The organism is Rhodovulum kholense (genome assembly GCF_003053725.1).
In the GTDB taxonomy this organism is placed as follows: domain Bacteria; phylum Pseudomonadota; class Alphaproteobacteria; order Rhodobacterales; family Rhodobacteraceae; genus Rhodovulum; species Rhodovulum kholense.
Map to the genome: position 1 here is coordinate 504,729 of NZ_QAYC01000001.1, position 21,716 is coordinate 526,444.

A 21,716-nucleotide genomic window follows, 5' to 3' on the forward strand; every position below is an offset into this window, starting at 1 on the left:
CGCCCTGCCGGCGCATCGGTGCCTTGACCGGCTCGCTCTCCGCCGTCCTGGCCGGGGTCGATGTCGGCCGCCGCTTCCTGCTGCTGACCGCGGCCGGGTATCTGACGGCGCTGGCTTCGATCGCGGCGGCGCTGTGGCTTGTCGCGGTCCCGGCGCTCCACAAGCTGCATCTGGCCGCGCTCGAAACCCAGGCCCAGACCCGGGCCGGATCGGTGCAGGATACGCTGGACCTGGTGCTGGCCGAAGCCCTGTCGCTGGCCCGCGCGCCTCAGACGGGCGCCTATCTCAGCTCTGACGCGGGGGCCCGGACCACCCGGATGCGCCGCGCGCTCGAGCGGCTGAGCGACGGGGTCACCGCCCAGGTTCTGCTTTTCGACCGCAACGGGACGGTCCGGCTTCGAACCCCGGGGGTGATGGTGCGTCCGGTCTTCGGCCTGGCCGAAACGCGGCAAGGGCTCAGCCAGCTTGCCGCCGGCCGCATCGGCAGCGAACCCCTGATCTCGTACCGCCCCGGCCGCGGTGGCAACAGCGTCGACTCGGCCTTCCTTATGTCGATCCCGGTCTTCGCGGGCGGCCAGCCGCGCGGCATGCTGGTGATCGAAAAGCACCTCGATCTCAGCCGCGTGCTGACCGGCGACGCGGTCTCTGCCAAGACCCGGCTGGCCACCGCCTTTCAGGTGGCGATGTATCCCGACTGGACCGGCCATCGCGACGACCTGATCGCCGCCCCGGTCGCGGGCACCGATTTCTTCGTCGTGATCGAACGCAATACCCGGCTGACCGGTCGGCTTGCGCGTGAGATGGGGCGCGAGGTCGTCCTGTTTACCGGGCTGGCTCTGCTCGTGCCCTTCGTGGCGATGGGGCTTGCCGGCCACCGCTTCATCGTCGCCCCGCACCGGGCGCTGGAACAAAGCCGCCGCGACCTGGCCACCAGCCGGGACGAACTGGCCGAACTGGCGCAGATCGCCCGCATGTCGAGCGACTCGATCGTCGTCTCCGACGCCCAGCGGCGCATCGTCTGGACCAATCCCGCCTTCCTGGCGCTGACCGGCTACACCGCCCGCGAGGTGCTGGGCCGCGATGCCGATGCCCTGCTGCAGGGCCCCGACACCGACCCGGCGGCTGGCCGGCGTCTGCGCGAGGCCATCGCGCGCAAGGAACCGGTGCGCGCCGAGATCCTGAACTACCGCCGCGACGGCACGCCGTTCTGGGCCCATCTCAGCATCACGCCGATTTTCGACGCCGATGGCCGGGTGATCCGCTTTGCCGCGATCTCGACCGACATCACCCGGCGCAAGACCTATGAGGGCGAGCTTGAGCGTGCCCGGCACGAGCTTGAACACCAGGCGCTGCATGACAGCCTCACCGGCCTGCCGAACCGCCGCGCCCTCGAACGCCTGTTCGCCGGGATCGACCCCGAGGGCGACCCGCGCAGCGTGGTCCGCATCGACCTCGATCATTTCAAGAACGTCAACGACACCCACGGCCACGCCGCGGGCGATCACGTCCTGATCCGGGTCGCCGAGATCCTGCGCGAGGGCACGGATCCGGGCGATGTTCCGGCCCGGATCGGCGGCGACGAATTCGTGATCGTGCTGGGACCGGGCCGCGATACCGACGACGCGATGCGCCTGGCGGACCGTCTGCGCAACGAAATCGGCCGCGATATCCCGTACCAGAACAAGACCTGCCGGATCGGCGCCAGTTTCGGCATCTGCGGCACGGGCGACGGGCTGGTCGACATCGGCGCGCTTCTGGTCAGCGCCGACGCCGCGCTTTACGCCTCGAAGGATGACGGGCGCAGCGCGATCACGCTTTACACGCCCGAACTGCATCGCGACGTTCAGGAAAAGCGAAGGCTCGCCGTCGAGATCGAGCGGGCCGTCCTGAACGAGGAATTCCTGCCCTATTTCCAGCCCCAGTTCGACGCCGTCTCGGGCGCGCTTGTCGGGGTCGAGACCCTGGCACGATGGCAGCATCCGGTGCGCGGCATCCTGCCGCCCGCCGCCTTTCTGGGGCTGGCCGCGCAGATGTCGATGATGCCCGAAATTGACCGAATCATCTATCGCAAGGGCCTGCAGGAGGTCGCCGCCATGAACCGCGCGGGCTTCGACATTCCCAAGGTCTCGTTCAACGCGGGCGTCGCGCAGCTGCGCGAAACCGACCTGCCGGGCATCGCGGCGGCCATCGACCTCGGCCCGACGCGGATCGCCGTCGAGATCCTCGAAAGCGTTCTGGTCGAGGAACAGACCGACGAATTCGGGTTTCACGTCGATCTGCTGCGCGACTACGGGTTCGGCATCGAGATCGACGATTTCGGTTCGGGGCATGCCTCGGTGGTGGGGCTGATGCAGCTCGCGCCCGACGTCATGAAGATCGACCAGCGGCTGATCGTGCCCGTCACCCGGACCGAGCGGGCCCGCCGACTGGTGCGCAGCATCGTCGATATCGGCCACACATTCGGCATCGGGGTAACCGCCGAAGGGGTCGAGACCGCCGCCCATGCCGAGATCCTCGCAGCCCTCGGCTGCCACACCCTGCAGGGCTTTCATTTCGCCCGCCCGCTCGCGCCGAAGGAGCTGTGCACTCGGCTGAGCGAGGGGCGGATGGGCCCCGGCGCCTCCTCGGTCGCCTGAGCCGGGGCGCATGAGACCGGGTTTCGCTCGGGCTTCAAGGTTTTCGTAACCCATTCGGCGTAGGACCGGGAGTGACTTGATGAGCAGGGAGAATCCCGTGACTGGCTTTGCAAACGAGATGTCCCCGGCGTCGGCGATCCCCGGCCCGGACACCGCGGCCGCGGAGGCGACTGCCACCGTCGAGCCTCAGCCGACCCACCTTCTGACCATGTCCCGCGGCGCGCCCGAGGCCGTGCCCGCCTCTGCGATGCGGGTGCTGCGCGCGATGGGTGTCGAGGCCGTCATGATGCCCGGACAGGGCGTCGGGCTGACCTTCCGGCGCGAAATCCCCAATTTCCTCCGGCTCGATCCCTTCCGCCTGACCGATCTCGCCCCCGCGGAATCGCCGTCCGATCCGGAGGCCGAGGTCGACCTCGTCGAGACGGACATGACGCACGAGGCCGATGCGGACGCCATGGGCGAGGACACGGCCTCGGAAGACATCGGGTCCGAAGCGACCGATGAAACGGGCGAAGACAGCTTGGACCTCGGCGCCGAGGACGTCCCGGCCACCGATCTTGCCGACACCGATCCTGCCGACACCGATCTCGGCGACACCGACCTTTGCGACGCGGGCCTGGCCGAGGCGGATGTTCCGGAATCCGACCTGGATCTGTCCGAAACCGACGCCGCCGATGCAGATCTGCCCGCCTTCGACGAGGCCGACACGGACGAGACCGGACTCGATATGGCGGCCGGGTCCGATGACGCCGAACCGCTCGGTGTCGATGCGATGGCCGGGGATGTGGACGATGGCCTCTCTGACGCGGCCCCGATGGACCTGACCGAGGCCGGGATGCCCGCCGACGACGGGACGGCCGCAGAGATGGACGAGCCTGTCGCTTTCGGCAGCGCTGAAACCGTGGCCGAGTCGATGAAATTCGGCGCCGACGAGTTCCATCTCGACGCCCCCGAAGACGACGCGCTCGACACGGCGGGCGAAGACATGCTTCTGGGGGATGAAGGCATGCCTGCGGAGGCGCCCGAAGACCTCGTCTCCGACGAGATGGGTCCAGAAGACACGGGTCCCGAAGGAATGGGCCACGAAAACATGGGCCACGAAGAAATGGCCGAGGCACCGTCCGACGCAGCGTTCGACGCCTGCGGCGAGATGGCCGAAGACGAAGCCCTCGGCGACGAAGGCGACGTTCCGGACCTCGCGGACGAGGCCGCAGAGATCGACGCCCTGACGGATGCCGACCCTGACGACCTGGGGGCCACACTCGACGCCGACAGTGACGAGACCGCGGAAGTCGATGCCGGGATCGAGGCCGAAGCCCGCATCGGCGACGACGCCGGGCTCGACCAGATCATGGACCGGCTCGACCTCATCGAATTCATGCTGTGCGGTCAGCGCGACGGCGAGGCCGGTTCCGCCGAATCAGATCCGGGCGAAAGCCTCGGCACGCGGATCTCGCAGATCGAGGCCGGGCTGGCCCGTGTCGAAGCCGAACAGGGGCGTCTCGCCGAAGGGCTCGACCGGGTCGAGGCCGCCGTGTCCCGCATCGAGTCCGCGCTCGAGGGACTCGCCGGTCAGGCAGCCGCGCCTGCCGCGCCCGCTGACGGTGGCGCAACCCTGGGTGACGCGCTCGACGCGGTGGATCAGCGGATCGAGGCCATCGCGGATCGTCTGACCGAGGTGCAATCGTCGCATTCGGGCGAGATCGCCGCCCTGATCGAGCGGATCGAGCGGCTCGCCGAAACCCAGCCCGACGGCAGCGTCAGCGCCGACGACATCGCCGCGCGCGCCATCGAGATCGATGCGCTGTCAAGCCTCGTCACCGCGCTTTCGGAACAACTGATGGCGGGTCAGGGCGGTGGCGAACGGAAGGACGGCCTCGAGGAAGTGCTCGAACGTCTCAACGCCACCCAGGAGAGCATCGCTGCCATGGTCAGCCAGTTGATCGAGGGCACCCCTGCCCCCGAACGCCAGATCAGCGCCTGATTTTCGTCCGGGTCTCCGCGTTTCCCCCCTTGCGTGGCCCCGGACAGACCGGACCCCGGTCCCGATTTCGGGACCGGGGTCCGCCTTGTTTCGCAGGCCTGTTCGAAACCTCGCGCCTGCGACGCTCCGGCGGCGGTCCCGTCTTTGACCACCAGTCCTCCGATTTCGGGCGCGCCGTTACAGCCATCGGGCAACTCGGGCCCAACACGCGCCCGGACCGATCAGCGGAGAAAGCCGCGGCCCGCCGCCAGAGGGCGGCAACGGCCCGTTTTCTTTCCAGACCCCCAACGGGTCGTCAGGACCGCACCAAGACTTGCACGCTCGGGAAGCCGCGTCTTTGGAGCGGTGCCGAGTTTCGGCCGCAATCAGAGGTCACCTGTTGCCCGAGGGACGACACCGTCGATTGAAACGACCCGCACCTGGCGGGCCTTTCCATCGGAAAGGTCCAGGCCCGGTGGTCACGCCTCAGGCCGCCGCAACCGCCCGCCCGGTCAGGACCCGGATCAGATGCGCGCGGTACTCGGGCGAGCCGTGCAGATCGCCGATCATGCCCTCTGGGTCGACGCTGAGCCCCGCCACCGCCTCGGGCCGGAAATCGTCCGACAGCGCGGCCTCGGCCTCGGTCCAGCGGAAGACCCCGTCTTCCGAGGCGCCGGTCACTGCCACCCGCACCCCGTCCCCGAACCGCGCGATGAAAACGCCCACCAGCGCGAAGCGCGAGGCCGGCTGGGCGAATTTCACATAGGCCGCCTGCTCGGGCACCGGAAAACGGATCTCGGTGATGATCTCGCCCTCTTCCAGGGCGGTGGCAAACATGCCCTCGAAATAGTCATCGGCCGCGATTTCGCGGGTATTGGTCCGGATCGTGGCACCGGAGGCCAGCACCGCCGCCGGATAGCAGGCCGAGGGGTCGTTATTGGCCAGCGAGCCGCCGATGGTGCCGCGGTTGCGCACCGCCGGATCGCCGATATGGGCGGCCAGATCGGCCAGCGCCGGATAGGTCGCCGCGGCCTCGGCCGCCACCGTCGCATGGGACGTCGCCGCGCCGATGCAAAGCGCGCCGTCATCGGCCACGCAGATGCCCTTCAGTTCGTCGATGCCGGTCAGGCTGACCAGCCGGGCGGGGCTTGCCAGCCGCTGCTTGAGCGCCGGGATCAGGGTCTGCCCGCCGCCAAGCGCCTGCGCCTCTTCCTGCCCCAGCGCCGTGACGGCCGCGTCGAGCGTGGTCGGACGGTCGATTTCGAACGCATACATGGTCTTCTCCTCAGCCCTGCATCGCCGCCCAGACGCGCGAGGGCGTCAGCGGCATGTCGATATGGGTGACGCCGGTATGGCCCGCGCGCTGCAGCGCATCGACCACGGCATTGACCACCGCGGGCGGCGATCCGATGGCGCCCGCCTCGCCGCAGCCCTTCACGCCCAGCGGGTTATGGGTGCAGGGCGTGGCGCAGGAATGATCGACCCGATAGAACGGCACATCGTCGGCGCGCGGCATGGCGTAGTCCATGTAGGACCCCGACAGAAGCTGGCCGTAGTCGTCATAGGAGGCGGCCTCCAGCAGCGCCTGGCCCACGCCCTGCGCGATCCCGCCATGGACCTGGCCCGACACGATCATCGGGTTGACGATATTGCCGAAATCGTCGGCGGCGGCGAAGGAGCAGACGGTAACCTTGCCGGTGTCCGGATCGACCTCGACCTCGCAGGCATAGACGCCCGCGGGATAGGTGAAGTTGTTGGGGTCGTAGAAGGCGGTTTCCTCGAGCCCGGGCTCGATATCCTCGAGCGGGTAGTTGTGGGGGACATAGGCCGCGAGGGTGACATCGCCCCAGGCGACCGACTTGTCGGTACCCGCGACCGAGAACCTGCCGTCCTTCAGCTCGATGTCTTCGGGCGCGGCCTCCATCAGGTGGGCCGCGATCTTCTTGGCCTTGGCGATGATCTTGTTCGTCGCCCGGACCATCGCCGAGCCGCCCACCGCGAGGCTGCGCGACCCGTAGGTGCCCATGCCCATCGGCGTGTTGGCGGTGTCGCCATGGACGATCTCGACCATGTCCTCTCCGATGCCGATCATGTCGGCAACGACCTGGGCGAAGGTGGTCTCGTGGCCCTGCCCGTGGCTGTGCGAGCCGGTCATCACGACCAGCCCGCCGGTGGCGTTGACCCGGACGGTCGCGCTTTCATAAAGCCCCGCGCGGGCGCCGAGCTGGCCCACGAGCTGGCTGGGTGCGATCCCGCAGGCCTCGATATAGCAGTTGAGCCCGAGCCCGCGGAGCATGCCGCGGGACTTGCTGTCGGCCAGACGCGCCTCGAAACCCGCGACATCGGCAATCTCCAGCAGCTTGTCGAGGGTCGCGTTGTAATCGCCGGTGTCGTATTCGACGGCGACGGGGGTCGCGTAGGGAAATTCGGTGATGAAGTTCCGGCGCCGGATCTCGACCGGGTCGATCCCCATCTCGCGCGCAGCCTTGTCGATGACCCGTTCGAGTTGGTAGGTGGCCTCGGGCCGCCCGGCGCCGCGATAGGCATCGACCGGCACGGTATTTGTGAAGACCGCCTTGACGTTCACATAGATGAGCGGGGTCTTGTAATTGCCCGCCATCAGCGTGCCGTGCAGCCAGGTCGGGATAGAGGGCGCGAAGGTCGAGAGGTAGGCGCCCATATTGGCATGGGTCTCGGTCCGGAGCGCCTGGAAATGCCCCTCGGCGTCGAGCGCCAGTTCGATCCGGGTGACATGGTCGCGGCCATGGGCGTCGGAGATGAAGGCCTCGGACCGGGTGCAGGTCCATTTCACCGGGCGCTTGAGCTGTTTCGCGGCGAAGGTGCAGAAGGCCTCTTCGGCGTAGTGGAAGATCTTCGAGCCGAAGCCGCCACCCACGTCAGGGGCTATGACACGGAGCTTGTGTTCGGGGATGCCCAGCACGAAGGCGCCCATCAGCAGCCGGATCACATGCGGGTTCTGCGAGGTGGTGTAAAGCGTCGAGTCCTCGGTCGCCGGGTTGAAATCGCCCAGCGCGACGCGCGGCTCCATGGCGTTCGGCACGAGCCGCTGGTTCACCAGATCGAGGGTGGTGACATGGGCGGCGGTCTCGAAGGCGGCATCGACCGCCGCGCGGTTTTCCTCGACGAAGCCCCAGTCATAGCAGAGGTTGTTTTTCAGCTCGTCATGGACGAGGGGGGCGTCGGGGTCGAGCGCGGCTTTCATGTCGAGCACGGCCGGAAGCTCGTCGATCTCGACCTCGACCGCCTCGGCGGCGTCGCGGGCCTGCTCGGCGGTTTCGGCGACGACGACGGCCACCGGGTCGCCGACATGGCGGACCTTGCCGCGCGCCAGCACCGGGTGGCCGGGTTCCTGCATCGGCTGACCGAAGCGGTCGGTCACCAGCCAGCCGCAGGGCAGACCGCCCACCCCTTCGAAATCGGCACCGGTGAACACGCGCAGCACGCCCGGCATGGCCTCGGCGGCGGATGTGTCGACTCCGGTCAGGCGGCCATGGGCGACCTGCGAGCGCACGAACCAGGCATGGGCCTGACCGGGCAGGTTGATGTCGTCGGTGTAGCGGCCCTTGCCGGTGAGGAACCGCTTGTCTTCGCGCCGCTTCGAGCTGGCGCCGATGCCATGATCTTTCGGCATTGTTATCCTCCCTGATACGATCTTTCTGCGAAAGATCGGTCCGAATTTTCTGCGAAAATTCGTGTCTGCCTCACTCGGCGGCGATGGCGTCGCCGCCGATGTCGCCGACATCCTGGCCCGATGCCGCAAGGATCGCCTTGACGATGTTGTGGTAGCCGGTGCAGCGGCAGATGTTGCCTTCGAGATAATGCCGTACCTCGGCCTCGGTCGGTTTCGGCGTCTCGGCCAGAAGCGCAGCCGCCGACATCACCATGCCGGGCGTGCAGAAGCCGCATTGCAGGCCGTGATGGTCCTGAAACGCCTGCTGGATCGTCGAGAGCGATCCGTCGGCATTGGCCATGCCCTCGATCGTGGTCACCTCGCAGCCTTCGGCCTCGGCCGCGAACATGGTGCAGGATTTCACGGCCTTGCCGTCGACATGCACGACGCAGGCGCCGCACTGGCTGGTGTCGCAGCCGACATGGGTGCCGGTCAGGCCCAGAGTGTCGCGCAGGAAAGACACCAGCAGCGTCCGCCCCTCGATTTCGCCCGACACCGGCTTGCCGTTCACCTTCATGCTGACCTTGGTCATTTCCGTCCTCCCTGGATCCCTGTCATTCCGCTTCGGCCTTGCGGGTCATCAGCCGCCCGAGCCAGCCCTTGCCTTTCGGCGCATCCTCTGCCGGGTCCGCGCCCTCCGGTTCGGCGGCCGCCTCTTCCGTTTCCGAGGGGCCTTCGACGACCTCCTTGAAGCGGGTGAAGAACTGGTCGCTCAGCTTGTGGGCCACGCCGTGGATCATCCGGCTGCCCAGCTGGGCAAGCTTCCCGCCGACCTCGACCTCGACCTCGTAGCCGAGCCGCGTGCCCTCGGGGATCTCCTCCAGCGTCACCCGGGCCGCGCCCTTGGCAAAGCCCGCAGCGCCCCCCTTGCCCTCGCCCGACAGCGTCAGCGCCGAGGGCTCTTCCATGTCGCTGAGGGTCACATGACCCTTGAAGGTCGCCTTCACCGGGCCGATCTTCTGCAGAACCGTCGCCTCGAAGCCGTCCTCGGGATTGCCCGACAGCTCCTGACAGCCCGGCAGGCAGGCCTTCAGCACCTCGTCGGTCAGCAATGCCTCCCACACGGTCGCGCGCGGCGCGGCAATGTCATGCGTTGCAGCGAGTTTCATCTTGCGCCCCCCTCTTCGCGCCCAGCCTAGGGTGCCCGCGCCTCTGCTGCTATTCGACCAAGGGATTATATCCCCCGTCATGCCACCGTCGCACTGAAGGGCCGAACCGGGCGGTCCGACCTTGGTGCCGATGGGCGCGGCGCTGCCCGCATGCTAGGCTTCGCCAGACCGCAACCAGCCGGGAGACCCAAGGGCCATGACCGCCGTCCAGAACCGCCCGGCCGCAGGACCCGTCCCCCGCCGTTTCGACACGGCGATGGTGATCGACGACCATCCGCTTTTCTGCGACGCGCTGTCGATGACGCTGAAATCGGCCGTGGGCATCGGACGGGTCGAGACCAGCGATCACCTGGAGGATGCACTTTCGCGGCTCGGCCAGGCGCCGCGGCCCGATATCGTGCTGCTCGATCTGAACCTTCCCGATGTCACTGGGCTCGACGGGCTGATCCGGCTGAAGACGGCGGTCGGCGAGACCCCGGTGGTGGTCGTGTCCTCGATGGCCGATCCCCGGCTGATCGGCACCGCGATCCGGGCAGGCGCGGCCGGGTTCGTGCCCAAGCACAGCCCCCGCGACGTGTTCCGGGCCGCCTTTGCCGCCATCGCCGAGGGCGAGGTCTACGTGCCCGACGGCGTGATGCTGAGCGATTGCTCTGGCGCGACGGCCCGGGACGACGCGATCCGGCGGCTTGCGCTGCTGACGCCGCAGCAGGGGCGCATCCTGCAACTGATCTGCGCGGGAAAGCTGAACAAGCAGATTGCCTTCGACCTCTCCATCGCCGAAACTACCGTAAAGGCCCATGTCACTGCCATCATGCGCAAGCTCGGGGTCCAAAGCCGGACCCAGGCGGTCCTGATCGCCCAGGAAGCCAGCTTCTCCGGGGTGATGACCGACCCGAGCTAGATGCAGGCCAGCCGGCGCCGGAGCCAACCGGAGCCACCCTAGGGGTCGTCGTCTTTGGGAGGAGATGCATGGACCGCACCGCGATACCGGGCCGACACCAGGACCGGCCCGCCTGTCCGCCGGACCGCCAGCGCCTGTCGGGCGCGGCCTGTCCGGCTTCTGGCCCGACCCGCCCGCGGTACCCGAAATGTCCGACCGCCTGATCCGCCCGCCGGACCCGCCCGCGCACCGGCCCGAAGACCGGCCCGAAGACCAGACCGAGCGGGTGCACCGCATCGCGCGGCTCCTGACCGCCCGCAGGGCCGACGCGTCCGCCCCCGAGGGCCCCGGCCCGTCGCTGACCGATCGCGCGGTCCTTCTTGCGGACGAGGTGCGCGCCCGCACCGACGAGCTTGAACACGCGCTCGACCTGCTCAACGAATCGAATGCGCGTCTGGCCGCGGCGAACCGGGCCACCGAGGCCGCCCGCGCCGATCTGGCCAATGCCATCGAGACGTTGCAGGAGGGCTTTGCGCTTTTCGACGAGGCCGACCATCTGGTTCTGTGCAACAGCCGTTTCGTGATGCAGATGCCCGACGTTCGCGAACAGCTTCGGCCCGGGCTCGGGTTCCAGGCCTATGTCGAGGCGGTCAGCCGGTCACGGTTTCTGACCCTGCCCGATGGCGACACCGCCGCGGACTGGGCCGACCGCCGGATCGCGCGCCACCGCGACAACCTCCATACGGTGATCAATATCAGCCTGCTCGGGCATCGCTGGATCCAGGTCAGCGATCACCGCACGCAAGACGGCAAGACGGTGATCCTGCAGACCGATATCACCGACATCATGCGCTCGGAACGGCGCGAACGCAGCCGGATGCTGGACGACCAGGCCCGCATGGTGCGGGCCACGCTCGAACATATCAACCAGGGGGTCTGCATCTTCGACCCCGAAAAGCGGCTGGTCGGGTGGAACCGGAAGGTCGGCGCAATGCTGTCGATCCCGGTGGCCCAGTTCCGGCTGGGCGCCGATTTCGACCGGCTGTTCGGCCAGCTTGCCGCCGACCCGGCGCTGCAGTTCGACACCGACCCCGAGGCGCTTCTGACCTGGGTCCATCGCACCGACCGCCGCCCGCCGCTGCAGTTCGGGCTGGCGCGCGGCGAGGCCCTGGTGCTGGAGGCTCTGGCCGAAGAGATGCCCGACCGGGGCTTCGTCATCTCGTTTTCCGACGTGACCGCCGCACGCCGCGCCGCGGGCGCGCTGGCCGAGGCCAAGACCCATCTCGAACAGCGGGTTCTGGAACGCACGCTCGATCTCGAGGACGCGCTGTCGGTGGCCGAACGGGCCAATGCCTCGAAATCGCGCTTTGTCGCGGCGGCCAGCCACGATCTGCTGCAACCGCTTTCGGCCGCCCGGCTTTACGTCTCGTCCATCGTCGAGGATCTGGCCCAACCCGATCACCGCGAGGTCCTCAGCCGCGCCGAAACCGCGCTGGAAAGCGTCGAGGGTATCCTTGAGGCGCTGCTTGACATCTCGACCCTCGACAGCGGTCAGGCGGCGATCTCGCCCGAGCCGGTCGGCATCCGCGATCTCTTTGCCCGCCTGCAGACGGGCTTTGCCCCCCATGCCGCGCTGAAGGGGCTCGATCTGAGGGTGATGCCCCGCGATCTGACCGTGCGCACCGATCCGGGCTATATCCGCCGGATCCTGCAGAACCTCGTCTCGAACGCCATCCGATATACCGAAACCGGCCGGGTCCTCGTCGGCGCCCGGCGCCAGGGAGCCTCGCTGAGGCTCGAGGTCTGGGACACCGGCCCCGGCATCGCCGAAGAGGACCAGGAGGCGATCTTTCGCGAATTCCACCGGCTCAACGCCCGCGCCTCGGCCAGCGAGGGCATGGGGCTCGGGCTTGCCATCGTCGAGCGCGCCTGCGCGCGGCTCGGCCATCCGCTGGGGCTCTGGTCGCGGCCCGGGCGCGGCAGCGGTTTCTTCGTCACCGTGCCGCTGGCCGAACCTGCGCCCGTCGGTCCCCCGGCCCAGCCCTTGCCCGAGGCCGCGCCGGGGCTGGTCGCGCTGTTGATCGAGGACGATCCCGAGATTCGCCGCGCCCTGCCGATGCTGGTCCGGCGCTGGGGCGTCGATGTGCTGGACGTCGCCGATGCCGACGAGGCGCTGGCGCTGCTGGCCGAGATCGACCTCAAGCCCGACGCGGCCCTGATCGACGACCGGCTCGGGACCGGCACCGGGCTCGAGGCGCTCGACCGGATCGAGGCGCGCTACGGCCCGATCCCGGCCCGCATCGTCAGCGCGAACCGCAGCCCCGATTTCGCCGCCGCCTGCCGGGCGCGCGGGGTCCAGATCCTGCCGAAACCGCTCTCGCCCGAACCGCTCCGCGCCTTCTTCGCGGATGTCTCGCGCCGCCGGAACGGTCAGGACTGACCCGCAAGCCCGGCAGGTCCGAATGCCCGCGCTCAGTACAGCCCCGCGACGCGCGCGCGCAGGCTGACCAGCGCCAGCACCGTATCGATGGCGGGCGTCGGCGTGCCGGTGATCCGGCCCAGTTCCTGCACCGATCCGACCAGCGCGTCGATTTCCATCGGCCGCCCCAGATCCAGATCCTGCAGCATCGAGGTCCGGTGCGCGCCGACTGCCGCGCCTCCCTCGATCCGGCGGTCCACATCGATCGGGAACTTCACGCCCAGCTTTTCGGCAATGACCTGCGCCTCCAGCATCATCGCCCGCGCCACGCCCCGCGTGCCCGGATCGGTGCACAGCACATCGAGCGTGGCATGGGTCAGCGCCGAGATCGGATTGAACGACAGGTTGCCCCAAAGCTTGACCCAGATCTCGTCGCGCAGCTTGGGCCGGACGGGCGCCTTCAGCCCGGCCGCGGCCAGCGCCTGCGACAGCCGAGTCGCGCGCTCGGACTTCGACCCGTCGGGCTCGCCCAGCGAGAAGCGGTTGCCCTCGATATGCCTGACGACGCCGGGCTCGATCACCTCGGCCGCCGGATAAACGACGCAGCCCAGCACCCGGTCGGGCCCGAACCCGGTCCATTGCGCATCGCCCGGATCGACCGAGGCCAGCCGCGTGCCCTCCAGCGGGCCGCCGATCTTGTGGAAATACCACCAGGGCACCCCGTTCACCCCGGACACGATCGTCGTGCCCTCGCCGATCAGCGGCTGCATCTTGCCCACCACCGGCGGCACCGAATGCGCCTTGAGCGTGACGATCACGTAGTCCTGTTCGCCCAGCTCGGCCGCATCCTCGGCAACCCGCACCGGCACCGTCTCGTCGGTCCCGGTCTCCTCCTCGATCAGCCGAAGCCCCCGCGCCTTCATTGCCGCCAGATGCGGGCCGCGCGCCACCAGACTGACCTCGGCGCCCGCCTGCGCCAGCTTCGCCCCCATATAGCCGCCGATGGCGCCCGCCCCGAACACACAGATCTTCATGCACACACGTCCCTGATCCCGGCAGCGGGCCCGACAGGCCCGCCGCTTTGCTCTTCTTCTTGGGAAAAATACCCGCCGCGCAGCGTCCGGGCAAAGCCCGGAACTCTTGGACTCCGGGCAAAGCCCGGAAACCGGCTCAGGCGGGTTCTGACAGGCCCAGCTTTTCGGCCAGGCCGATCCGCTGCAGCTTGCCGGTCGCGCCCTTCGGGATCTCGTCGAGGATCACCACCTTGCGCGGCACCTTGAAATCGGCGATGCGCCCGGCCGCGAACTCGCGGATCTCGCGCTCGCTGGCTTCGGCGCCCTCCTTCAGCACCACGGCCGCCGCGACCTCTTCGCCCAGCTTCGGATGCGGCAGCGCGAAGGTCACGCATTGCGCAATCGCCGGATGGTCCATCAGCACGCCATCGACCTCCAGCGGGCTGACCTTCTCGCCGCCCCGGTTGATGATCTCCTTCAACCGGCCCGTGAGATGCAGATAGCCATCGGCATCGAAGGCGCCCTGATCGCCGGTGCGGAACCAGCGCCGACCCTCGGCCTCGAAGAAGCTCTTGGCATTGGCCTCGGGATTGCCTTCATAGCCGGGCGTCACGTTCGGCCCCGAAATCACCACCTCGCCGGTGCCGTCCGTCAGGCGGTTCTCGACCTCATGGGCGATCCGCACCTCGGGCCCGGCGGCCACGCCCACCGATCCGGGCTTCTGGGCGCCGCGCGGCAGCGGGTTGCAGCACATCTGGTGCGCGGCCTCGGTCATGCCATAGGCCTCGATCAACGGCGCGTCGAAGGTCTCGACCAGCGCGGTCATCACCTGCGCGGGCAGCGAGGCCGAGGACGACCGCAGGAAGCGCAGCGGCACCGCCTCGATCACATCGCGGTTCCGGCCCGCGCGCGACAGGATCGCCTGATGCATGGTCGGGACGGCGGTGTACCAGCTGGGCCGCGCCTCCGACATCCAGCCGAAGAATTTCAGCGCGTCGAAGCCCGGCGCGCACCAGATCGAGGCGCCTGCCGACAAGGACGCCGTCACCGCCGCCAGCAGCCCGTGGATATGGAACAGAGGCATCACGTTGAGGCAGCGGTCGGCCGGTTTCAGCGCCAGCGAGTCGCGGATATGCACCGCCGAGGCCGCGACGTTCGATTGCAGCAAGGGCACGATCTTCGGCCGCGACGTGGTGCCCGAAGTGTGCAGGATCAGCGCCACGTCTTCAGGCCCCGGCGCAGAGGTATCGCACTCGCCGCCGCCGCCCTCGGCACGCAGCGAAAACCGCCCCGCGGGTCCGGCCGGATCGGCCGAGAGCCGCAGCACGATCAGACCGAACCGGCGCGCGGCCGCCGCCGCCGGGCCGTCATAGCCTTCCTGCAACACGATGGCGCGGGCCTTCAGGTCTTCCAGATAGAAGGCGAATTCCTCCTCGCGATAGGCCGGGTTCAAGGGCGCCGTCACCGCCGCCTGCGCCACCGTCACGAAGGCCGCCGCCATCTCGGGGCCGTTCGGCAGCACGATCGCCACCCGGTCGCCCCGGCCGATACCCGCGTCATGCAACGCCTCGGCCACGGTCCGGGCCTGGTCCCGAAGCCCGCCGAAATCGAGCCAGGCCCGCCCGGGCGCGCCGATGGCCGGCGCGGCGTCGTCATGTGCCTGAAGAAGGTCCGCGATGGTCTGCACGTTCATGTCCTTTCAGTCTCGTTACGTCACTCGGCCGGAGCCGGATTGGAGGCGCGGGCCCGGCTGCGGCGCAGCAGCCGGATCAGCGGCAGTGAGAAGAGCAGCAGCGAGATCGCCATGAAGACCGCCGAGATCGGCCGGTCGACGAAGACGGTCAGATCGCCATGTTCCGCGATCATCGTCTGACGGAAGCTCTTTTCCATCAAGGGGCCAAGCACCAGCGCCAGCACCAGCGGCGCCAGCGGATAGTCGGCCTTGCGCAGCACATAGCCCGCGACCCCGAACCCGGCGATCATCCAGACGTCATGCATGCGCTGGTCGGGCGCGTAGCCGCCGACGATGCACAAAACCAGAACCATGGCGCAGAGCACGGTGAACGGCATCCTCAGCGCCCAGACAAAGACCGGGATCAGCGCGATATTGACCAGCACCGCCGCCACGTTCGCGGTGTAAAGCGAACTGATCAGCCCCCAGACGAACTCCTTCTGCTCGACGAACAGCATCGGCCCGGGCGTCAGCCCCCACATCACCATGCCGCCCAACAGCAGCGCCGTCGTTGGCGAGCCGGGAATGCCCAGGGTCAGCATCGGCAGAAGCGAGCCGGTCGAGGCGGCATTGTTGGCGGTCTCGGGCGCGGCCACGCCCTCGGGGTTGCCCCGCCCGAAACTGTCGGGGCGCTTCGAGATCGACTTGGCCACGCCATAGCTCATCAGCGCGGCGGGCGTCGCGCCCGCGGCCGGCAGGATGCCCACGAAGAAGCCCAGCACCGAGCCGAGGCTCATGGTGCGCCACATCCGGGTCATTTTCGACAGCCCCGCGCGCAGTTCGGAAAAGGTCAGCCGGGCGGGCGTGACCATGGGCGCATTGCGCGAGGTCTCGATGGTGTAAAGCACCTCGCCCACGCCATAGACCCCGATGGCCAGCACCAGGAAGGAGATCCCCGAATAGAAGCCCGGCATGTCGCCGAAGATCAGCCGCGGCTCGCCCGAGATGATGTCGAGCCCGACGGTCGACAGCACGAGCCCGAGGCAGATCATGACGATGGTCTTGAGGATGTCGTCGCCGCCGAGCCCCACGAAGGTGGTGAAGGCCAACAGGACCAGCGCGAATTCCTCGGCCGGACCGAAGGCCAGCGCCATGTCGGCCAGCGGCACCGCGAAGACGGTGAACAGCACGACCGAGATCGTGCCGCCGATGAAGGAGGCCACGGCCGCCACGATCAGCGCCAGCCCCGCCTCGCCCTTCTGCGCCATCGGGCGGCCGTCGAAGGTGGTGGCCACGGCGGTCGAGGCGCCGGGAATGCCCAGCAGGATCGAACTGATCGCGCCGCCATACATCGCCCCGTAATAGATCGCGGCCAGGAGGATGATGGCCGAGGTCGGCGGCACGATGAAGGTCAAGGGCAGCACGATGGCCACCCCGTTGACGGACCCGAGCCCCGGCATCGCGCCGATGAAGATGCCGACCGTCACGCCGATCAGCACGATCAGCAGGTTCAGGGGCGAGATCGAGGTGGCAAACCCGTCAACCAGAAGTGCGAGAACGTCCATCTCCGGGGCTCCTCAGAAGAACATCGCGTAAAGCGGATAGAACAGCGGCTCGGTGATGCCCTTGGGCAGCAGGATCTTCAGCGTCACCTCGAAGAAGAAGAACAGGAAGACCGGCGTCGTCAGCGTCAGGATGCCGGTCAGCAGCCAGCCATGGCCGCCGATGATCCTGAGATAGCCCAGCAGGAACAGCATCAGCGCGATATAGGCCCCGAGCAGCGGGATCAGCGCGATGGCGCCCAGCAGCAGCCCGACGACCCCCAGGATCTGCGGGATCGCATCGGCATCGGGGATGAAGGTCTCGTCCGAATGGGGCCGCGTCACGAAGCTGCGCGCCAGGATCGCCCCCGAGGCCAGCAGCATCCCGAGCCCCAGCCAGAACGGAAAGGCGCCCGCGCCGGGCCCGGTCTCGGGCTCCCAGCCGATCGGCAGACGCAGGGCATAGATCATGAAGCAAAGAGACAGCCCCATCAGGGCCAGGGCGATGATACGGTCGGCGGCAAGCATGGGCCTCGCTCCTTCTCGTGCCAGTCTGTCGGGCCGGGACCGGCGGGCGCACCCGCCGGGGCTTCGGGATCAGGACGAAATCAGGACGACCCCATCTCGCGCAGGATCTGGGCGTGCTTGTCGCGTTCCTCGAGGAAATAGTCCTGCAGCGCGTCTCCGGTCAGGAAGTCGGCCTGCAGCGCCTGTTCGGCGGTGTATTTCCGCCATTCCTCGGTCTCGCTGAGCTGGCGGAACATGTCGGTGTAATAGGCGACCGCGCCTTCGGGCATGTCCTTCGGTCCGACGAAGGACCGCTGCATCGTGTAGACCAGCGGGTGGCCCAGTTCGGTGAAGGTGGGCAGATCGGGGAAGGTCTCGAGCCGGTCGGCGGTCAGCGCGGCGATGGGGCGGGACTTGCCGGCCCGGAAGAAGCCCATCTGTTCCGACGGGTTGTTGACAGTCGAATCGACATGCCCGCCGATCAGCGCAGTGGCCACGTCGCCGCCGCCCTTGTAGGGCACATAGGTGACCTTGATGCCGAATTCCTTTTCCAGCATCGCGGTGACCAGGCTGTCCTCCTGCCCGGTGCCGGTCCCGCCCATCTTCCAGGTGCCGCCCTTCTCCTTCACCGAGGCGACGAAATCGTCCAGTGTCTGGATCTCGCTGTCGGCCGAGACCCACAGCACGAAGGTATCCAGCGCCATCCGGGCGATCGGCGTGAACTCGGCGATGTCGACGCCGATATCGGTGCGCAGGGGCGTCGTGTAATAGCTGTTCAGCGTCGCCATGATGACATGGGCGTCGCCCGACTTGTCCTTGAGATAGCGCAGCGCCTCGGCGCCCGATCCGCCCCCCTTGTTGACCGGCAGGATCGGCATGCGCGACAGGCCCTGCTTCTGGATGATCGCCTGAAAGAGCCGCGCGAGCTGGTCGGCGCCGCCGCCCTGCCCGGCCATGATCACCATCTCGATGGGCTTGATCGGTTTCCACTCATCGGCGAAAGCGGGGGCGGCCGCGGTCAGGGCCGCCGCGCCCATCAGGGCCAGGCTCGCCCGACGTGTGAATCGGTGTGTCATGTTGATCCTCCCAAACTGACCGGAAGGCCGGGTCCGGCGGGCAGTCTCCTCCCTGCCTGCCGAACCGGTCTCTCCGCAGCCTCGACAATAAGCGGGGAGGCCGATTTTTCACACGAAACCGCGTCGGTCTGTTAAAGTGGGTTCTTACAAACCGCGTTCCTGTAATGTTGTAAATCATGCAGAAAGCCCTGATCGGATCGAAACTACGCCAGCTGCGGCGCGATCATGGCCAGACCCAGGCCGAGATGGCGCGGCGGCTGAACATAAGCCCGGCCTATGTCAACCTGCTGGAAAACAACCAGAGATCGTTGTCGGTCAAGGTGTTGATGGCGCTGGCCGAGGCCTATGGCATCGAGATCCGCGAACTACTGAGCGACCGCAATGCCGGGCGTCTGGCCGATCTGCGCGCCGCCGTCTCGGACCCCGCCTTCGGGCGCGACCGGCCCGATCTGCAGGAGCTGCGCGGCGCGGTCGACCACGCCCCCCGGCTCGTCGATCTGTTCCTGCAACTCTACCGCAGCCACCGCACCGCAGTCGACCGGATCGCGCGGATCGGCGGCACCGGAACCGAGCCCCAGCTGCTGGTCACCTCGCCCGAAACCGCAGTGCATGACTTCTTTCGCGACAATCGTAACTATTTCGACGCGCTCGAAACCGCGGCCGACAATGTGCGCGGCCAGTTCATCGGCGGCGCCGATGACATGTATGCCCAGCTCAAGCGCTATCTGCGGCTGAAGTTCGATATCGAGGTGCGGGTCGAGCCCAGCCACGACATGCCCGACGCGCTGCGGGTCTTCGACCGGCAGGCGGGTCAGGTGCGGCTGTCGCAGGCGCTCGACCATGCCAACCGGGTATTCCAGCTGGCCCATGTGCTGGCGCTGGCCGACATTCCCTATCTGCTTGATTCGATGATCGGCCAAAGCGGGATCGACACCGATCTGGCCGCCGCCCGCTGCCGGGTCGAGCTTGCCAACTACTTCGCGGCCGCCCTGCTGATGCCCTATGACCCCTTCCTCGCCCTGGCCGAGGCCACGGGGTACGACGTCGACCGGCTGGGCGCGGCCTTCGGCACCTCGTTCGAGCAGGTCAGCCACCGCCTGACCACGCTTCAGCGCGACGGGGCGCGCGGCGTGGCCTTCTTCCTGATCCGGGTCGACAAGGCCGGCAATGTCACCAAGCGGGTCAACGCCACGCCGTTTGCCTTGGCCGAAAAGGGCGGGTCCTGCCCGGTCTGGAACGTGCATAACGCCTTTGCCACACCCGGCGTGATCCTGCCGCAGCTGGTGGAGATGCCCGATGGCAGCCAGTTCTTCACCCTCAGCCGCACCGTCAAGCGCCCGGTCTTCAGCCCGCATCTGCAGGACAACCGGCTGGCCGTGGCGCTGGGTTGCGAGCGCGGCGAGGCGCACCGGATCGGCTATGCCCAGGCGGTCAACCTAGAGGCCGACGGGCCGGTCGCCCGGATCGGCGTCAGCTGTCAGCTTTGCCCGCGCCAGGCCTGTTCGCAGCGGGCGCACCAGCCCTTGCACATGGATCTGCCGATGGATGCCGACCGGCGCGGCAAGACCCGCTACGAAAGCTGAGCGTCAGCGGCGCGGCGCCGGGCTGGCGCCGGGAAAGGGCAGCGGGCCGGTCATCGGGGCCATCGGGCCAAAGCCCGCAGCCTTGCGCGGTCCGACCGCGTCCCGGCGCGTCAGCGCACCGGCGATCAGGCTCAGGTCGACCCAGGGACCGGCGATCTGGCTGTAGCGCAGGTCGTCATGGACCCGGTCGCAGAACCGCCCGCCGGGCCGCGCATCGGCAAGCCCGATCAGCCCCGGGCGCATCGCCAGATAGACGCTGCGCGCCAGACCGTAGCGCGCCAATTCGGCGCGCGTGGCCGGGCGCGGACCCACAAGGCTCATGTCGCCGCGCAGCACGGTCCAGAGCATCGGAAGACCGGCCAGCCCCAGCCGCCGCACCCAGATGCCGACCCGGCCCGCCGCGGGTTCGGCTCCGGTATTGCCAAGCCGTGCCCAAAGGTCCCCCTGCCGCGACCGCACCGCCCGGATCGGGCGGGCGGTGTGGAAGACAAGGCAGGAGATCGGCGCGCCGCCCCGGCCGATCCGGATCCGCCGGGCGAAGCCCTGCCCCGTCTCGACCCGAAGCAGAAGCCAGATCGCGCCGATCACGGGCGCACAGAGGATCAGCAGCGCCGCCGACAGGACGATATCCAGCAGACGCTTGCCCGCATAGCCGCCCGGACGCGGCTCCGGCGCCGCGCCCATCGGCACGGCAAAGACCTGCAGGACACCCGTGTCCATCCAACCCTCCTGCCCAACTCTTCCGCGAGGCGCGCGCGACAGGCGCCCCGGCTCAGGATCGGCGAAGAAGGGTCAACCATGGGTTAACAAAGCCTGCGGCATTCGCGACATAAATCGCCAATTTTCCGAAACTTATGCGGGTATCTTCATGCGACGCGCGAAGCGGTCAGGCTGCCACCGGCGTGCCGGTGACCAGCGTGCCCTCCTGGGCGTAGAACGGAAAGACGACGTTGTGGCGGGTATTGGTGCGCTCGACCTCGTAGTCGAGAAAGACGCTCATCCGCCCCTCGGCCCAGTTCTCGAAGCTGACCCGCACCTCGCGCAGCCTGATCCGCGCCTCGAAGAACAGGATCGCCCGCGAGATGGCGGTCTCGACCGCGCGGGCGGTGGCCGCGGTCATCGGCTCGAACACCAGATCGTGGATGCGGCAGCCATAGGTCGGGTGCATCACCCGTTCGCCCGGCCGGGTCTCGAACAGGATGCGCAGGCTCTGCTCGATGTCCTCGACCGCCTCGACCATGCGCGCGCCGCCCTCGGCCGGATCGAAATCGGGCGGAAACGCCCAGCCCCGGCCCAGAAACCCCGGATCGCCCTTCTCCATCGCCTCAGCCTCCGATCATCACGGTGGCCAGCCCCAGCACGATCGAGCCGCCATGCGAGGTCGTGTCGCCCATCCGCGCCGCGGGCATGCCGCCGATCATCACCGTGGCCGACCCCTTGACGATGCTGTCGGGCGGCCCGACGCAGACGCAGCTGTCGCCCACCACCGCCGCCGGAAGCCCGCCGATCAGGACCGTCGCCTCGCCCGGCCCCGAGATCGGTCCGCCCACATGGGGCACAACGCCCGTCGTCATCGGGCAGACATGCATGTCGGTCAGTCGCGCGGCAGGCGGCATCGGTGTCTCC

The 21,716-nt window shown here is 68.3% G+C and carries 17 protein-coding genes; 5 read left to right on the forward strand and 12 right to left on the reverse strand.

Features of this window, described 5'->3' with window-relative positions; all coding sequences use genetic code 11:
* Positions 1 to 23: 23 nt before the first annotated feature.
* Complete coding sequence (locus tag C8N38_RS02330; RefSeq protein WP_158272283.1) at positions 24 to 2,636, forward strand: putative bifunctional diguanylate cyclase/phosphodiesterase; 2,613 nt, start codon at positions 24 to 26, stop codon at positions 2,634 to 2,636.
* Positions 2,637 to 2,733: 97 nt separating this feature from the next.
* Positions 2,734 to 4,620 carry a midas domain-containing protein gene (locus C8N38_RS02335; RefSeq protein WP_146176214.1) on the forward strand — a complete coding sequence of 629 codons (1,887 nt, stop codon included), beginning with the start codon at positions 2,734 to 2,736 and terminating at the stop codon, positions 4,618 to 4,620.
* Positions 4,621 to 5,085: 465 nt separating this feature from the next.
* Here the strand turns inward: C8N38_RS02335 and C8N38_RS02340 are convergent, their stop codons facing one another.
* The 4 genes from C8N38_RS02340 to C8N38_RS02355 all read right to left on the reverse strand — a co-directional run bounded on the left by C8N38_RS02340 (position 5,086) and on the right by C8N38_RS02355 (position 9,399).
* On the reverse strand, positions 5,086 to 5,874 hold the full coding sequence (locus C8N38_RS02340) for an FAD binding domain-containing protein (protein WP_108023512.1): 789 nt from the start codon (positions 5,872 to 5,874) through the stop codon (positions 5,086 to 5,088).
* 10 nt (positions 5,875 to 5,884) lie between these two features.
* A complete protein-coding gene (locus tag C8N38_RS02345) occupies positions 5,885 to 8,251 on the reverse strand; it encodes a xanthine dehydrogenase family protein molybdopterin-binding subunit (RefSeq protein WP_108023514.1) in 2,367 nt (788 codons plus the stop codon).
* 70 nt (positions 8,252 to 8,321) lie between these two features.
* Positions 8,322 to 8,822 (reverse strand): (2Fe-2S)-binding protein, encoded by a 501-nt coding sequence (locus C8N38_RS02350; RefSeq protein WP_108023516.1) that lies wholly within the window; start codon positions 8,820 to 8,822, stop codon positions 8,322 to 8,324.
* 22 nt (positions 8,823 to 8,844) lie between these two features.
* Complete coding sequence (locus C8N38_RS02355) at positions 8,845 to 9,399, reverse strand: SRPBCC family protein (RefSeq protein ID WP_108023518.1); 555 nt, start codon at positions 9,397 to 9,399, stop codon at positions 8,845 to 8,847.
* A 196-nt stretch (positions 9,400 to 9,595) separates the two neighbouring features.
* On the opposite strand from C8N38_RS02355, the gene C8N38_RS02360 reads away from it, so the two are divergent.
* Positions 9,596 to 10,300, forward strand: a complete 705-nt coding sequence (locus tag C8N38_RS02360; RefSeq protein WP_245895477.1) for a response regulator — start codon at positions 9,596 to 9,598, stop codon at positions 10,298 to 10,300.
* A gap of 187 nt (positions 10,301 to 10,487) precedes the next feature.
* A complete protein-coding gene (locus tag C8N38_RS02365) occupies positions 10,488 to 12,719 on the forward strand; it encodes a hybrid sensor histidine kinase/response regulator (RefSeq protein ID WP_108023519.1) in 2,232 nt (743 codons plus the stop codon).
* A 32-nt stretch (positions 12,720 to 12,751) separates the two neighbouring features.
* Here the strand turns inward: C8N38_RS02365 and C8N38_RS02370 are convergent, their stop codons facing one another.
* From C8N38_RS02370 to C8N38_RS02390, 5 genes are all read right to left on the reverse strand, one after another.
* The gene (locus tag C8N38_RS02370) at positions 12,752 to 13,732 is read right to left on the reverse strand and encodes a 2-dehydropantoate 2-reductase (protein WP_108023521.1); all 981 of its coding nucleotides are present in this window, start codon (positions 13,730 to 13,732) and stop codon (positions 12,752 to 12,754) included.
* A gap of 136 nt (positions 13,733 to 13,868) precedes the next feature.
* Entirely contained in the window at positions 13,869 to 15,398 is a 1,530-nt protein-coding gene (locus tag C8N38_RS02375) for an acyl--CoA ligase (RefSeq protein ID WP_425440001.1), read from the reverse strand.
* Between the two features lie 26 nt (positions 15,399 to 15,424).
* Positions 15,425 to 16,948, reverse strand: coding sequence for a tripartite tricarboxylate transporter permease (locus C8N38_RS02380; RefSeq protein WP_108023525.1), 1,524 nt, complete (start codon positions 16,946 to 16,948; stop codon positions 15,425 to 15,427).
* A gap of 12 nt (positions 16,949 to 16,960) precedes the next feature.
* Complete coding sequence (locus tag C8N38_RS02385; protein WP_108023527.1) at positions 16,961 to 17,452, reverse strand: tripartite tricarboxylate transporter TctB family protein; 492 nt, start codon at positions 17,450 to 17,452, stop codon at positions 16,961 to 16,963.
* An 80-nt stretch (positions 17,453 to 17,532) separates the two neighbouring features.
* The gene (locus tag C8N38_RS02390; RefSeq protein WP_108023529.1) at positions 17,533 to 18,507 is read right to left on the reverse strand and encodes a Bug family tripartite tricarboxylate transporter substrate binding protein; all 975 of its coding nucleotides are present in this window, start codon (positions 18,505 to 18,507) and stop codon (positions 17,533 to 17,535) included.
* A 176-nt stretch (positions 18,508 to 18,683) separates the two neighbouring features.
* Here C8N38_RS02390 and C8N38_RS02395 point away from each other — a divergent pair, with 176 nt between their 5' ends.
* Positions 18,684 to 20,090 carry a helix-turn-helix domain-containing protein gene (locus tag C8N38_RS02395; protein ID WP_108023531.1) on the forward strand — a complete coding sequence of 469 codons (1,407 nt, stop codon included), beginning with the start codon at positions 18,684 to 18,686 and terminating at the stop codon, positions 20,088 to 20,090.
* A gap of 3 nt (positions 20,091 to 20,093) precedes the next feature.
* On the opposite strand, the gene C8N38_RS02400 is transcribed toward C8N38_RS02395, so the two are convergent.
* The 3 genes from C8N38_RS02400 to C8N38_RS02410 form a co-directional block, all read right to left on the reverse strand.
* Positions 20,094 to 20,810: a sugar transferase gene (locus tag C8N38_RS02400; protein WP_108023532.1), complete on the reverse strand. Its 717-nt coding sequence runs from the start codon at positions 20,808 to 20,810 to the stop codon at positions 20,094 to 20,096.
* 166 nt (positions 20,811 to 20,976) lie between these two features.
* On the reverse strand, positions 20,977 to 21,411 hold the full coding sequence (locus C8N38_RS02405) for a GPW/gp25 family protein (RefSeq protein WP_108023534.1): 435 nt from the start codon (positions 21,409 to 21,411) through the stop codon (positions 20,977 to 20,979).
* A gap of 4 nt (positions 21,412 to 21,415) precedes the next feature.
* Positions 21,416 to 21,706 carry a PAAR domain-containing protein gene (locus C8N38_RS02410; RefSeq protein ID WP_108023536.1) on the reverse strand — a complete coding sequence of 97 codons (291 nt, stop codon included), beginning with the start codon at positions 21,704 to 21,706 and terminating at the stop codon, positions 21,416 to 21,418.
* Positions 21,707 to 21,716 lie beyond the last annotated feature (10 nt).

Bases quoted from the DNA above. Each gene is read 5' to 3' on its own strand.
- C8N38_RS02340 (WP_108023512.1), bottom strand. From the start codon at position 5,874: ATGTATGCGTTCGAAATCGACCGTCCGACCACGCTCGACGCGGCCGTC.
- C8N38_RS02345 (WP_108023514.1), bottom strand. From the start codon at position 8,251: ATGCCGAAAGATCATGGCATCGGCGCCAGCTCGAAGCGGCGCGAAGAC.
- C8N38_RS02350 (WP_108023516.1), bottom strand. From the start codon at position 8,822: ATGACCAAGGTCAGCATGAAGGTGAACGGCAAGCCGGTGTCGGGCGAA.
- C8N38_RS02355 (WP_108023518.1), bottom strand. From the start codon at position 9,399: ATGAAACTCGCTGCAACGCATGACATTGCCGCGCCGCGCGCGACCGTG.
- C8N38_RS02360 (WP_245895477.1), top strand. From the start codon at position 9,596: ATGACCGCCGTCCAGAACCGCCCGGCCGCAGGACCCGTCCCCCGCCGT.
- C8N38_RS02365 (WP_108023519.1), top strand. From the start codon at position 10,488: ATGTCCGACCGCCTGATCCGCCCGCCGGACCCGCCCGCGCACCGGCCC.
- C8N38_RS02370 (WP_108023521.1), bottom strand. From the start codon at position 13,732: ATGAAGATCTGTGTGTTCGGGGCGGGCGCCATCGGCGGCTATATGGGG.
- C8N38_RS02380 (WP_108023525.1), bottom strand. From the start codon at position 16,948: ATGGACGTTCTCGCACTTCTGGTTGACGGGTTTGCCACCTCGATCTCG.
- C8N38_RS02385 (WP_108023527.1), bottom strand. From the start codon at position 17,452: ATGCTTGCCGCCGACCGTATCATCGCCCTGGCCCTGATGGGGCTGTCT.
- C8N38_RS02390 (WP_108023529.1), bottom strand. From the start codon at position 18,507: ATGACACACCGATTCACACGTCGGGCGAGCCTGGCCCTGATGGGCGCG.
- C8N38_RS02395 (WP_108023531.1), top strand. From the start codon at position 18,684: ATGCAGAAAGCCCTGATCGGATCGAAACTACGCCAGCTGCGGCGCGAT.
- C8N38_RS02400 (WP_108023532.1), bottom strand. From the start codon at position 20,810: ATGGACACGGGTGTCCTGCAGGTCTTTGCCGTGCCGATGGGCGCGGCG.
- C8N38_RS02405 (WP_108023534.1), bottom strand. From the start codon at position 21,411: ATGGAGAAGGGCGATCCGGGGTTTCTGGGCCGGGGCTGGGCGTTTCCG.
- C8N38_RS02410 (WP_108023536.1), bottom strand. From the start codon at position 21,706: ATGCCGCCTGCCGCGCGACTGACCGACATGCATGTCTGCCCGATGACG.